Annotated in this window: 6 protein-coding genes and 2 pseudogenes; 3 read left to right on the plus strand and 5 right to left on the minus strand. The window is 63.1% G+C overall.

What is annotated here, in order from left to right; genetic code table 11:
• On the minus strand, window positions 1-3,889 hold a 3,889-nt coding region (locus NTD88_RS12430), incomplete at its 3' end, for a retention module-containing protein (protein ID WP_262155274.1).
• A gap of 513 nt (window positions 3,890-4,402) precedes the next feature.
• Here NTD88_RS12430 and NTD88_RS12435 point away from each other — a divergent pair.
• Genes NTD88_RS12435 through NTD88_RS12445 form a run of 3 tightly spaced genes read left to right on the plus strand, consistent with a single transcriptional unit; the run spans window position 4,403 to window position 9,332 of the window.
• Window positions 4,403-5,776: a TolC family outer membrane protein gene (locus tag NTD88_RS12435; RefSeq protein ID WP_095153852.1), complete on the plus strand. Its 1,374-nt coding sequence runs from the start codon at window positions 4,403-4,405 to the stop codon at window positions 5,774-5,776.
• A 45-nt stretch (window positions 5,777-5,821) separates the two neighbouring features.
• Window positions 5,822-7,966, plus strand: a complete 2,145-nt coding sequence (locus tag NTD88_RS12440) for a type I secretion system permease/ATPase (protein ID WP_410017275.1) — start codon at window positions 5,822-5,824, stop codon at window positions 7,964-7,966.
• Window positions 7,967-7,985: 19 nt separating this feature from the next.
• On the plus strand, window positions 7,986-9,332 hold the full coding sequence (locus NTD88_RS12445) for an HlyD family type I secretion periplasmic adaptor subunit (RefSeq protein ID WP_262155276.1): 1,347 nt from the start codon (window positions 7,986-7,988) through the stop codon (window positions 9,330-9,332).
• Between the two features lie 168 nt (window positions 9,333-9,500).
• Here the strand turns inward: NTD88_RS12445 and NTD88_RS12450 are convergent, their stop codons facing one another.
• The 4 genes and pseudogenes from NTD88_RS12450 to NTD88_RS12460 all read right to left on the minus strand — a co-directional run bounded on the left by NTD88_RS12450 (window position 9,501) and on the right by NTD88_RS12460 (window position 12,764).
• Window positions 9,501-10,100 (minus strand): tRNA-uridine aminocarboxypropyltransferase, encoded by a 600-nt coding sequence (locus NTD88_RS12450; protein WP_095153855.1) that lies wholly within the window; start codon window positions 10,098-10,100, stop codon window positions 9,501-9,503.
• A gap of 77 nt (window positions 10,101-10,177) precedes the next feature.
• Window positions 10,178-11,152 (minus strand): annotated as a pseudogene (locus tag NTD88_RS29215) (methyl-accepting chemotaxis protein); the annotation flags it as partial.
• Window positions 11,153-11,461: 309 nt separating this feature from the next.
• Window positions 11,462-11,743: pseudogene (locus tag NTD88_RS29220) on the minus strand (PAS domain-containing protein); the annotation flags it as partial.
• Window positions 11,744-11,870: 127 nt separating this feature from the next.
• A complete protein-coding gene (locus NTD88_RS12460) occupies window positions 11,871-12,764 on the minus strand; it encodes a LysR family transcriptional regulator (RefSeq protein WP_110973354.1) in 894 nt (297 codons plus the stop codon).
• Between the last annotated feature and the right edge of the window lie 97 nt (window positions 12,765-12,861).

Here is a 12,861-nt window from a genome sequence, read left to right on the forward strand (position 1 = left end):
TGTCAGGCGCAGCGGTTGGTACGTCGTCGACGATGTTTACATCGAGGCTTCCGCTGGAGGTGCTGCCATCGGTGTCCGTCGCGGTGACCGTGAAGCTCTCGGTCAGGTTGTTGATGCCGCCAGCGTTTGGATGGGCTTCGTTATCCAGCAAGGTGTAGCTGTAGGTCACCACGCCGGTGCTTGCGTTGTAACCGGTGACGGTCAGCGTGTTACCCAGCGGAGTCGTGGCAGTTTGTGGGAAACCGGAGGCTACACCACCAGAAACGACGTTGATGCCGCCCACGCTTAAAATCTGCAAACCATCCGGAGCGGTGACGGTAAAGGTCCCGGTTTGGGTCAGTGCCAGTGTGTTCGGGTTGCTGCCGTCGCTGAGGTTTTTCTCGTAGACCGTCAGTTCACCACCCGCGGTATCGAGGCCGTTGAGGGTGACTGAGTCGTTCAGGTTCTTGATATCCAGAACCAGATTCGCAGTGCTGGTATCGCCATCCGCATCGGTCAGGGTGTAGGCAAACGTCTCGGTACCCGTACCGCCACCATGCAAATTGAAGAAATCCGGATCGCCAGGATTCAGCGTGTAGGTGTAAGAACCATCCGCCGCCAGAACCAACGTGCCGTAGGTCCCCGTGAAGGTGCCCGCGATGATCGGTCCAACAACTCGGTCAGCGCCCTGAACGTCATTAGTCAGCACATTCCCCGTCAATACCGTCGCCGCCTCGGTAGCAACCGACGCATTGGTATCCGGCGCAGCCGTCGGCACATCGTCGACGATGTTCACGTCGAGGCTGCCGCTGCTGGTGCTGCCATCGGTATCCGTCGCGGTGACGGTGAAACTTTCGGTGAGGCTGTTGATGCCGCCAGCGTTTGGGTGAGCCTCGTTATCCAGCAGGGTGTAGCTGTAGGTCACCGCGCCGGTACTTGCGTTGTAGCCGGTGACGGTCAGCGTATTGCCCAAAGGCGTCGTGGCGGTTTGTGGGAAACCAGCCGCCACACCACCAGAAACAACGTTGATGCCGCCCACGCTTAAGGTCTGCAAACCATCCGGAGCGGTGACGGTAAAGGTGCCGGTTTGGGTCAATGCCGGCGTGTTCGGGTTGCTGCCGTCGCTAAGATTTTTCTCGTAAACCGTCAGCTCACCACCCGCAGCATCGAGGCCATTGAGAGTGACTGGATCGTTCAGGTTCTTGATATCCAGAACCAGATTCGCAGTGCTGGTATCACCATCCGCATCGGTCAGGGTGTAGGCAAAGGTCTCAGTGCCAGTACCGCCACCATGCAAATTGAAGAAGTCCGGATCCGCAGGATTCAGCGTGTAGGTGTAAGACCCATCCGCAGCCAGAACCAACGTGCCGTAGGTCCCCGTGAAGGTGCCCGCTGTGATCGGTCCGGTAACCCGGTCGGCCCCTTGAATGTCATTGGTCAGCACATTCCCCGTCAGGACCGTGGCAACCTCAGTAGCAACCGATGCATTGGTATCCGCCGCAGCCGTCGGCACATCGTCAACAACGTTCACGTCGATACTGCCGCTGGTGCTGCTGCCATCGGTATCGGTGGCGATAACACTGAAGCTTTCGGTCAGGCTGTTGGTGCCGCCGGCATTCGGATGCGCTTCGTTATCCAGCAGGGTGTAGCTGTAGGTCACCACGCCGGTGCCCGGGTTGTAGCCGGTGACGGTCAGGGTGTTACCGAGCAAGGTGGTGGTGGATTGCGGGAAGCCGGCCGCCACGCCGCCGCTGATCACATTGATGCCGCCGACACTCAGGGTCTGCAGGCCATCCGGCGCACTGATGGTGAAGGTGCCCGTCTGCGTCAATGCCCCGGCATCCGGGCTGCTGCCATCACTCAGGTTCTTCTCGTAGACACTCAGTTCGCCGCCGGCGCTATCCAGGCCCGTCAGCGTCACCGGATCGTTGAGGTTGGTGATGTTCAGCACCAGGTTGGCAGTACTGGTATCGCCATCCGCATCGGTGAGGGTGTAGGCAAAGGTCTCGGTCCCATTCCCGCCGCCATGCAGATTGAAGAAGTCCGGATCGGCAGGATTCAGCGTATAGGTGTAGGAACCATCCGCAGCCAGTACGAGCGTGCCGTAGGTGCCGGTGAAGGTGCCCGCAGTAATCGGTCCGGTTACCCGGTCGGCGCCTTGAATGTCGTTGGTCAGCACATTCCCCGTCAGCACCGTTGATACTTCGGTAGCGACCGACGCATTGCTGTCCGCCACCGCGACAGGCTGATCATCGACGATGAGCACGTTCAGGTTGGCAGTGCTGGAGCTGCCATCGGTATCGCTGGCAACTACGGTGAAGCTTTCCGTCAGGGTGTTGGCGCCGTTGCCAGCCGGATGGGTTTCGCTGTCCAGCAAGGTGTAGCTGTAGGTCACCACGCCGGTGCCCGGGTTGTAGCCGGTGACGGTCAGGGTATTGCCCAGAGGTGTCGTCACGGTTTGCGGGAAAGTGACCGCCACGCCGCCGGAAATAACGTTGATACCTCCCACGCTCAGGGTCTGCAGGCCATCCGCCGCGGTGACGGTAAAGCTGCCGGTCTGGGTCAGCGCGGCCGCATCCGGGCTGCTGCCGGTACTCAGGTTTTTCTCGAAGACGGTGATCGCTCCGGCATTGGTCCCCACCCCACCCAGCACCACCGGATCATCCAGGTTGGTGATGTTGAGCACGAGGTTGGCGTTGCTGGTGTCGCCATCGGCATCGGTCAGCGTGTAGGTAAAGGTCTCGGTCGCGTGACCACCACCGTGAAGGTTGATGAAGTCCGGGTCCGAGGGATTCAGGGTGTAGGTGTAGGAGCCGTCCGCCGCCAGTACGAGCGTGCCGTAGGTGCCGGTGAACGTCCCCGGAATGATCGGATTGGGCGTGCGATCGGCGCCCTGGATATCGTTGGGCAGGACGTTGCCGGTCAGCACCGTCGAGGCTTCCGTGGCCACCGAGGCATTGGTGTCGTCCACCGCCCGCGGCACATCGTCGAGGATGGTGACATCGAGGCTGCCGCTGGTGACATCGCCATTGCTGTCACTGGCCGTGACCGGGATGCTCTCGCCCAGCGAACTGCCGGCGGTGGTCAAGGTGTAGGTGTAGCCGACGGTGCCGCTGGCCGGATCGTAGGTGGTGATGGTCAGGACGTTGCCTGTACCGGTGGTGAAGGACTGTCCTACACCTGTGACAACACCGGCCGTCAGCACATTCACGCCACCGACATTGAGGTTGAAGACACCATCCGGCGCGACCACGGTGAAGGTTCCGCCCTGGGTCAGGGCCCCGGCATTGCTCGCCGAACCCAGTGGCAGGTTGGCTTCGTTGACGATGACCTCGCCGCCCTGCACCGCCAGGCCATTCAGGCTGATGGGGTTGTTCACCAAGGGAGCGAAAGGCTGGTCGTGCGTCACATCACCGGTGCGCAGGTCCACCAGGTCGCCCTGGAAGTTGAAGCCGGCGGTGGGAAAACCAATGACCGGATCGACCCGGCCGCCCACTTCGGTCAACAGCACGAAGCTGTGGCCGCCGCCCAGCGCACCGGGCGCGCCGTTGCCCGGGCCGGCGGCGGTCGCCTCGGCATCCTGGGTCGGGTCGCCCCCGGCGGCGATGGCTTGCTGGAGTCTCTCGACGTCGCTCAATTGCGCTTCAGTCGGGGTCACGACATCCGGGGCTTGCACGTGAGGCGCGTGATGGTTCAGCAGGTTGCTGGAGAGGGTCAGGCTGCTGTCGCGGCCCAGGGTCAGTTCCCCGCCGTTGGCCAGGTGGACCGCCACCGCTCCAGCCGCGCCGGTCTCCAGTTGTTCGCCGACGAACAGGCGATCGCCTTCGACCAATGCCCGCCGGGTTCCGTCACTCGCGACCGCGAACACCAGACCGACCACCTTGCTGACCACACCGATTGACTGAGCCATGTACCCACTCCTCCACCGCCGAGTTCTGCAGGAAAGTGCGTGGCATCTCGTGTGCGGGCCACATCAATCAGCGCCCGGTTCGAAGTACCCGCGACCATCAGGACCGGGGGATTCCAGGGGAAATCCACGATCCCGATCGATGTCGCCGCAGCGGATAGAGAACACCTACTGGCAACTGGCCTTGCGCCAAATTTCCGTCGCCAAGATTTGCGGTGTTTCCCCTCCCCTCCACTCTTTCCATGCCCTATGCCGAAAAACCATCTGAAAACTTTCTGACGCCAGTAAAAAAGCGCTTCAGCGCCCGGTATACGTGGCGCGTGGGTTAAACAATGTGCCGGTTTCCTTAGACCGCATAAGTTTTTTTTCGCATAACCCTTATGAAAATTTCTTCTTAGCTTTGCGTGCAAATGTTCTTAGCTCTGTTGTTACAAGCCTGAAACGGTTTGAACTCAATTTTTCGTCATTTTATTGGCGATGCAGCACCTAAAAATGAAACTCAGGGAGAAGTAACCCATGCGCGTTTTGACCCCCCTCACCAGTGCAGTTTTACTGGCCATGACCTGTGCCAATGCCCAGGCAATGTCTTTGCAGGAAGCAGTGCAAAGCGCGGTGGATTACCACCCGGAAGCCAAGGCGGGAATAAACAGCAGGTTGTCCGCCGATGAAGATGTGAAGTTCGCTCGCGGTGGTTACTACCCGAGCGTCGATCTGGTCGCCGGCTACGGCCGTGAGCGCTCGGACAACACCAACACCCGCGGTATCAATGCCGACGGCACGCGCAACCACAACAAGGAATCCCTGAACTACACCCAGTCGGAACTGCGCCTGCGGCAGATGCTGTTTGACGGTTTCAACACCTCCAATGAAGTGGCCCGCACCGAGGCGGTGGTCAATTCCCGCGCCTACTACCTGCAAGCCACCTCGCAGACCATCGCCCTGCGCGCCATCGAGGTGTACCTCGAAGTGCTCAAGCGCCGCGAACTGGTGACCCTGGCCAAGAACAACCTGCAGGCCCACTTGCGGGTCAACGATCAGATCGGCCTGCGCAGCGAGCGCGGCGTCGGCAGTACCGCTGACCTCGACCAATCCACCGCCCGCCGGGCACTGGCGGAAAACAACCTGTACACCGCGGAAGTCGACCTGGCCGATGCCGAGGCGAATTTCTTCAGCGTCACCGGCCGCACCGCCGACGAGCTGGAAGCCCCGCCCTCGATCAAGGGCGAAATCCCCACAAGCCTGGTCGACGCTCGCCAGGACATGCTGGCGAACAACCCCTACCTGAAATCGGCCCAGGCCGACATCCAGGCTGCCGAGCAACAATATGAAGTGGCGAAGTCGCCGTTCTACCCGCGCCTGGACGCCGAGCTGTCCACCGCCGCCAACAACAACCTGGGCGGCGAGCCCGGGCATGCCAATACCGACTGGCACGCCGGCGTGGTGATGACCTACAACCTGTTCCGCGGCGGCAGCGACAAAGCCCGCCTGCAGTCCGACGCGCACAAGATCAACCAGGCCATGGACATCCGCAACAACGCGCTGCGCACCCTCACCGAGGACCTGTCGCTGTCCTGGAACGCCCTGCAGAACGCTGCCAAACAGACCCCATCGGCCCGCCAGTACGCCGAGACCACCACCCGTGTGCGCGCGGCCTACCAGGACCAGTTCGGCCTCGGCCAACGTACCCTGCTCGACGTGCTCGACAGCGAAAACGAGCTGTATAACGCCAACCGGCGCTACGTCGAAGTGCGCTACATCGAGGAGTTCTCCGGCTATCGGCTGCTGGCCAACATGGGCGAACTGCTGAGCAAGCAGAAAATCTCGCTGCCGCCTGAAGCCGTCGCCCAGAGCGACGTCAAGACCGACGCGCGGTTGCCTGAAATGCGTTGAGTATTTTCCGCCGCCTCGACTGAGGAGTAGGCCATTGTGACCAGCATGCAACCGGCGAACTCGGCGGACCAACGCCAGAGTTTCGATGATCCGTTACTCGATGGGCTGTTGATTCTCTGCAAGCTGCACGGTTGCACGGCCAGCCGCGCCAGCCTGAGCAGCGGCCTGCCGCTGCCGCAACAACGCCTGAGCGTCGATCTGCTGCCGCGCGCGGCGGCGCGTGCCGGCTTGCAGGCGCGCGTGCTACGCCGTGAGCTGGGCGCGATTTCCGCGCTCAACCTGCCCGTACTGCTGCTATTCAAGGATGGCCGTTGCGCGGTGCTGCAGCGCTGGAAAGAGGGCGATCAGGCGCTGATCCTGCCTTGCGAAGCCGACGGCGGCGAGCAGTGGGTCAGCCGTCAGGAACTGGACGAGGCCTACGCGGGCCAGGTCCTTTTCGCCCGCCCCCGGCATGAACTTGAAGACCTGCGCAACCCGCTGGTGCCGCGGGTCAATGCGTGGTTTCGCGACACCCTCAAACAATCCCGCTGGCTGTACAGCGACGCCCTGCTGGCCAGCCTGCTGATCAACCTGCTGGGCCTGATGGTGCCGCTGTTCGTGATGCAGACCTACGACCGCGTGGTGCCGAACCAGGCCACCTCGACCCTCTGGGTGTTGGTCATCGGTCTGTTGATCGGCACCCTGTTCGAACTGGTGCTGCGCGTGGTCCGTGCGCACCTGCTCGATCAGGCCGGCAAGAAGACCGACATGATCCTCTCGGCAACCCTGTTCGAACGCATCACCGGCATGTCGATGAAAGCCCGCCCGGCCACCATCGGCGGCTTCGCCCAGAGCATCCACGACTTCCAGGGCCTGCGCGAATTCCTCACCGCGGTAACCCTGACCAGCGTTATCGACCTGCCCTTCGTGGTGCTGATGCTCGCGGTTATCGGCCTGCTCGGCGGCTGGCTGGTGATGATTCCACTGATCGCGTTCCCGGTGACCATCGTCTTCGCCCTGCTGATCCAGGTGCGCCTGCGCGACACCGTGCAGAAAAGCCTGAGCCTCGGCGCGGTGCGCCAGGCACTGCTGATCGAAACCCTCGGCGGCCTGGAAACCCTCAAGGCCTGCGGCGCCGAAAGCGAGCGCCAGTACCAGTGGGAAAGCACCCATGGCGCCCTCACCCAACTGGACGTCCACGCCCGCAAACTCTCGGCCCTGGCCACCAACGGCACGCTGTTCATCCAGCAGTTCTGCGGGATGGCCACCATCGTCGCCGGGGTTTACAGCATCATCGCCGGCAGCCTCAGCGTCGGCGCCCTGGTCGCCTGCTACATGCTCGGCAGCCGGGTGCTCGCGCCGCTGGGGCAGATCGCCGGGCTGATCACTCGTTATCAACAGGCGCAATTGACCATGCGCAGCACCGACGCCCTGATGGCCCTGCCGCAGGAACGTCGCAGCGACCAGCAACCGCTGGAGCACACCCGCCTGCAAGGGGCGCTGGAAGTGAGCCGGGTGAGCTTCCGCTATCCCGGGCAAACCGCGCCGGCGCTGAACAACGTCAGCTTCAGCGTCAAGCCGGGCGAGCGTATCGGCATCATCGGCCGCAGCGGTTCGGGCAAGAGCACCCTGGCGCGGTTGGTGATGGGCTTCTACGAGCCGGACGAAGGCCAGATCCTGCTGGACAACCTCGACCTGCGCCAACTGGACATTACCGATCTGCGCCAGCAACTCGGCTACGTCGCCCACGACCTGCCGCTGCTGGCCGGCAGCCTGCGCGACAACCTGACCCTGGGGGCGCGCTACGTGAGTGACGCGCGGATGCTCGAAGTCGCCGAACTGACCGGCGTCAGCGAGCTGGCCCGGCAACACCCGCGCGGCTTCGACCGTCCGCTGGGCGAGCGCGGCCAACTGCTCTCCGGCGGCCAGCGCCAGGCCGTGCTGCTGGCCCGGGCGATGCTGCTGGAGCCGCCGATCATGGTGCTGGACGAACCCACCAGCCACATGGACAACAGCAGCGAAGAACAACTGCGCAATCGCCTGCACGGCTGGATCGAGGGCAAAACCCTGTTGCTGGTCACCCATCGCACCTCGATGCTCAGCCTGGTTGACCGCCTGCTGGTACTGGACAACGGCAAGATCGTTGCCGACGGCGCCAAGGATGCGGTGATCGACGCCCTGCGCAAGGGCCGTATCGGTCAAGCCCTTTAGTCCTACACAGAGGTGCGAGATGTCCGCACTACGCAGCTACTTCCAGAGTTTCAACAAGACCGCCGAGCACGAGTACCTGCCGGACCTGACGAACGCCACCCTGCAGGACTCCCCGCGCCGCTCGCGGCTCACCGTGTGGCTGGCGGCGACGCTGCTGCTAGTTGCGCTGGTCTGGGCCAAGGTGGCCGTGCTCGACGAGGTGACCACCGGCGAAGGCAAGGCGATTCCGTCGAGCAAGGTGCAGGTGATCCAGAACCTCGAAGGCGGCATCGTCACCGAGATTTTCGTCCGCGAAGGCCAGATGGTGAACAAGGGCGACACCCTGCTGCGCCTGGATGACACGCGCTTCCGCTCCAACAAGGGCGAAAGCGAGGCCGACCGCTACGCCCTTACCGCGCAGGTCGAGCGGCTGTCCGCCGAGACCGAGGGCAAGCCGTTCCAGGTGTCCCCGGAAGTGCGCAGCAAGGCGCCGCAAGTGGCCGAGGACGAAATGGCCCTGTACCAATCGCGCCAGCGCCGCCTGAACAGCGAGAAGCAGACCCTCAACGAACAACTTCGGCAGAAGACCCAGGAACTGGCCGAGTTCCGCTCCAAGCTGGACCAGTACCGCTCTGGCCTGGCCCTGCTGCAGCAGGAGCTGGACATGTCGACGCCGCTGGTGAAAACCGGGGCGATTTCGCCGGTGGAAATCCTCCGCCTCAGACGCAGCGCGGTGGAAGCCCGCGGCTCGATGAACGCCACCAGCCTGGCGATCCCCCGGGCCGAATCGGCCGTGGCGGAAATCAAGAGCAAGATCGAAGAATCCGAGGCGGGTTTCCGCTCCGAAGCGGCCAAGGAACTCAACGAAAAACGCACCGACCTGTCGAAAATCACCGCCACCAGCGTCGCCATCGACGACCGGGTCAACCGCACCACCGTGGTGTCACCGGTGCACGGCATCATCAAGCTGCTCAAGGTCAACACCATCGGCGGCGTGGTCCAGCCCGGCAGCGACCTGGTGGAAGTGGTGCCGCTGGAAGACAACCTGCTGATCGAAGCCAAGGTCCGGCCACAGGATGTCGCCTTCCTGCATCCGGGGCAGAGCGCGATGGTCAAGTTCAGCGCCTACGACTACTCCATCTACGGTGGGCTCAAGGCCAAACTGGAACTGATCGGCGCCGACACCGTCACCGACGACAAGGGCAACGCCTTCTACATGATCCAGGTGCGCACCGACAAAAATCATTTGGGCGGGGACAACAAACCGCTGCTGATCATCCCGGGGATGGTGGCGACGGTGGACATCATTACCGGCGAGAAGAGCGTGCTGGATTACTTGCTGAAGCCGGTGCTGAAGGCGCGGACGGAGGCGTTGCGGGAACGCTAGTCAGTGGTCCCATCCCCGCGAAGGCGATCCCGACCACAGACTTCACCTGAGGAATGGCTGGGTTGCTGAGGGCCATCGCGAGCGAGCTCGCTCCTACACTGTCCACGGCATGGTGCAATGAACTGTAGGAGCGAGCTTGCTCGCGATGCGGTGTCTAGCCCTCACAAATCAGCGCAAATGATTACGCTCAAACGTTTCCCGCCCCATCGCCGCAATCTGCCCCTCGATCAACGCATCGAAAGGCCTGAGCAATTCATCGAAACGCCCTTCCCCTTCCAGCACATTCAGCGCCTGGGTCACCGCCTCGATGGTCGACAACGCACCCGCTTCCGGCGCCTTGCGCAGCCGATAGCGGGAAGGCTGGACACAGGCCAGGGTCACTCGCGGCAATGCGTCCAGCAGCGGATTCAGGTAGAGCAGCTTGCGCGCCTTGCGCCAGGTGCCGTCCGGCACGATCAGCAACCAGGGACGCGGATCCGGATCCTCGCCATACGCCCGCAACGGCTGCGCCTGTTCACCGGGAAACAACAAGCCCACCCGATACCCCGGCGCAGCAATCAGCTCGGCCAGCCCCTCGAACACCTCGCCCACCCGCAACTCGCCATTGCGCAGGCCAAGGGCGGCAAGGCGCGCGGTATTGAGGGCATGACGGACTTCATCGGGGTGCTGCAACAGGACCACGCGGGTGCGGCTGTCGAGCGACGGAATCAAGGGACAAAGGCAACGGGACTGCGGACGCTGACAGCGCTCGCACTGGATTCTGGACATCGGGTTCTCCTGGGCGGACAAAGTGTGCCACAGCAGTCCCGGAAAAGACCCACATCCCTGTGGGCAGGACAATACGACTAGCGGTTGAACCGTTCGGCCAGGTCGTGCAGGTACTCGGCCATGCGTTCGAGTTCCTGGCTGATTTCGGCCCCTTGCCTGGCCTGGCCGGCACTGTGATCGCACAACTGCGCAATGCGCACGATCTGTTGGTTGATGTCTTCCACCACATGGCTCTGCTGCTCGGAGGCCGTGGCGATCTGCTGGCTCATGCCGGTGATACGACTGACCGCCTCGCTGATCCCGCTCAGCGCCACCTGCACCGCCTCGACGCTGTGCACGCTGTCGCGGGAGATCTGCCCGCCCTTGTTCGCGCTGGTCACCGCCCGATCGGCACCCGCACGCAGCGAGGCGATGATCTGGTGGATTTCCTCGGTCGAAGTCCGGGTCCGCTGGGCCAGCGAGCGCACTTCGTCGGCGACCACGGCGAAGCCGCGTCCCTGCTCGCCGGCCCGTGCCGCTTCGATGGCGGCATTGAGGGCCAGCAGGTTGGTCTGCTCGGCGATCGAGGTGATCACGTCCACCACGCTGCCGATGGACTGAGTCTGCTCGGCCAGGGCGTGCACCGCCTGCCCGATATCGTTGACCGCATCCGCCATGCTGCTCATCGCCCGCAAGCTCTGCTGCGCCAGCGTGCTGCCCTGACGGGTCAGCTCGTCGGCGTCGGACGCCGCGTGCGCGGTGTTCTGCACGTTCTGGGTCACCTGCTGGATGGTCGCCGCCATCTGCGCGATAGCCGTCGCCGACTGATCGGTCTCGCTGCGCTGACGATCGAGCATCTGCGCCTGGGCACCGGACAAATCCGACGACTGCGACGCCCGCGTTCGTACGCTGACGCCGGCATCCACCAGCCGGGTCAGCGCCGTTTGCAGGCGCGCTTCCTCGCTGATCATGGCCAGGTCCAGTTGCCCTTGCAGGCCCAGGTTGCGGCTGTAGGTCAGCGCCACCAGCGGGCTGGTGAACGCCTTGGGGTGCTCGGCCAGGGTACGGCGGATCACCCGGCTCTGGCGGTTTTCCAGCAGGAACCAGGCCGACAGCAAGCTAGCCATTAACACTCCGAGAGCGGCGTATTGCGGCAAGGCCAGGTAGGCGATCACCGATACCACGCCAGCACCGACCAACGGCCAGCCATGTTCGAGCACATCCAGCGTGCGCGCCGCCCAGGAGGTGGGTGAGCGCCCGGCGCGCAAGCGCTCGTACAAGGCCGCGGCGCGCTGCACCTGATCCCGGCTGGGCAGCGAGCGGACCGACTCGTAGCCACTGATCCGACCGTTCTCGTAGATGGCCGTGACATAGGCACTGACCCAATAGAAGTCGCCGTTCTTGGCGCGGTTCTTGACCACGCCCATCCACGGTTTTCCCCCCTTGATGGTCTCCCACATATGGGCGAACACCGCGGGCGGCATGTCGGGATGGCGTACCAGGTTATGGGGCTCGTGGAGCAGCTCGTCGCGGGTGAACCCGCTGATGGCGACAAACGCATCGTTGCAATAGGTAATGCGGCTATTCAGGTCGGTGGTGGAGATCAGCCGCTGCTCTTGGGGGAAGGTTCTTTCCTGCTCAGTGACGGGCAAATTCATGCGCATCTTGGGCGTTCCCTGCTAACAAGGTGGGGAGGAAGTTTCATCACGGCAAGAAAAGTAGTAGCAGAGCATTAACGCTTTCGTAGTGCTTTTTACCACCCGCGCAAAGTAATTTTCGCCGACGTTCGCCTCATGCTGGCGTCAGTTGCGCCCGCAGCAGGTCGCGGAAGGTCTGGATCAGCGGTTCACGGCTGCGACCACGGCGGATGATCATCGAGAACGGCGCCTGATAACCGAAGGTCGCAGGAGATAGCACCCGCAAGTCGCCTTTATCGGCCCAGGCCTGGGCGTAATGCTCCGGCAGGTAGCCGATATAGGCGCCGGACAACACCAGGATCAACTGCGCCTCCATGCTTTCCACCGTCGCAGCGCTGTGCTTGAAACCGTGCCGGGCCAGTTCCGCCTGGCTCCAGTAGCCGCGTCCGACCATCCGTTGCTGGGTGATGACCTGCTCGGGAATCCGCCGCTCGCTGAACAGAGGGTGACGGTTACTGCAATACAGCCAGTGCTGCTCGCGGTACAGCGGCTGGTAAACCAGCCCGCTCATGCGCGTGGAGAAGGCGCCGATGGCGAGGTCCAGGCGGTTGTCCTGCACGCCCAGTTGTAACTCGTAGGGGCTGGACACCGACAAATGCAGGTGCACCGCCGGATGTTCCTGGCTGTAAGCGCCGATGGCTTCGGCCAGCGGCAAGGCGCGATCGCCCACGGTGGAGTCGATCACCCCCAGGTTGAGGGTGCCGCGCAGCTCGCCCTTGAGCGCCGCCGCGTATTGCTCGAAACCGTCCAGCTCGGCCAGCAGACGCAAGGTCTCCTGGTGAAACAGCTCGCCCTTGCTGGTCAGGCTGAAGCCGCCACGGCCGCGATGGCACAGCACGATGCCGAGGGCGGCCTCGAGCTGGCTCATGTAGGTGCTGATGGCTGACGTGGAGAGGTTGAGGTCGCGCTGGGCATTGGCGAAACCCTGGTGGCGCACCACGCTGGCGAAGATACGCAGCAGCTTCAGATCGGGCAGGTTCGAGGCCATGAAAACGGAGGTCCGCAGGTCGGAAATGGCGACAGTCTAACCCCGCTCCCAGCGATAGTTCAGAAAAACCTGAACTAAGTATTTGCCTGTAGCGATT

The sequence above is a fragment of the Pseudomonas sp. 20P_3.2_Bac5 genome, from assembly GCF_025466035.1.
In the GTDB taxonomy this organism is placed as follows: Bacteria; Pseudomonadota; Gammaproteobacteria; order Pseudomonadales; family Pseudomonadaceae; genus Aquipseudomonas.

Excerpts from the sequence above, each read along its gene's own strand:
- NTD88_RS12435 (WP_095153852.1), top strand. The coding sequence starts at position 4,403 with ATGCGCGTTTTGACCCCCCTCACCAGTGCAGTTTTACTGGCCATGACC.
- NTD88_RS12440 (WP_410017275.1), top strand. The coding sequence starts at position 5,822 with ATGCAACCGGCGAACTCGGCGGACCAACGCCAGAGTTTCGATGATCCG.
- NTD88_RS12445 (WP_262155276.1), top strand. The coding sequence starts at position 7,986 with ATGTCCGCACTACGCAGCTACTTCCAGAGTTTCAACAAGACCGCCGAG.
- NTD88_RS12450 (WP_095153855.1), bottom strand. The coding sequence starts at position 10,100 with ATGTCCAGAATCCAGTGCGAGCGCTGTCAGCGTCCGCAGTCCCGTTGC.
- NTD88_RS12460 (WP_110973354.1), bottom strand. The coding sequence starts at position 12,764 with ATGGCCTCGAACCTGCCCGATCTGAAGCTGCTGCGTATCTTCGCCAGC.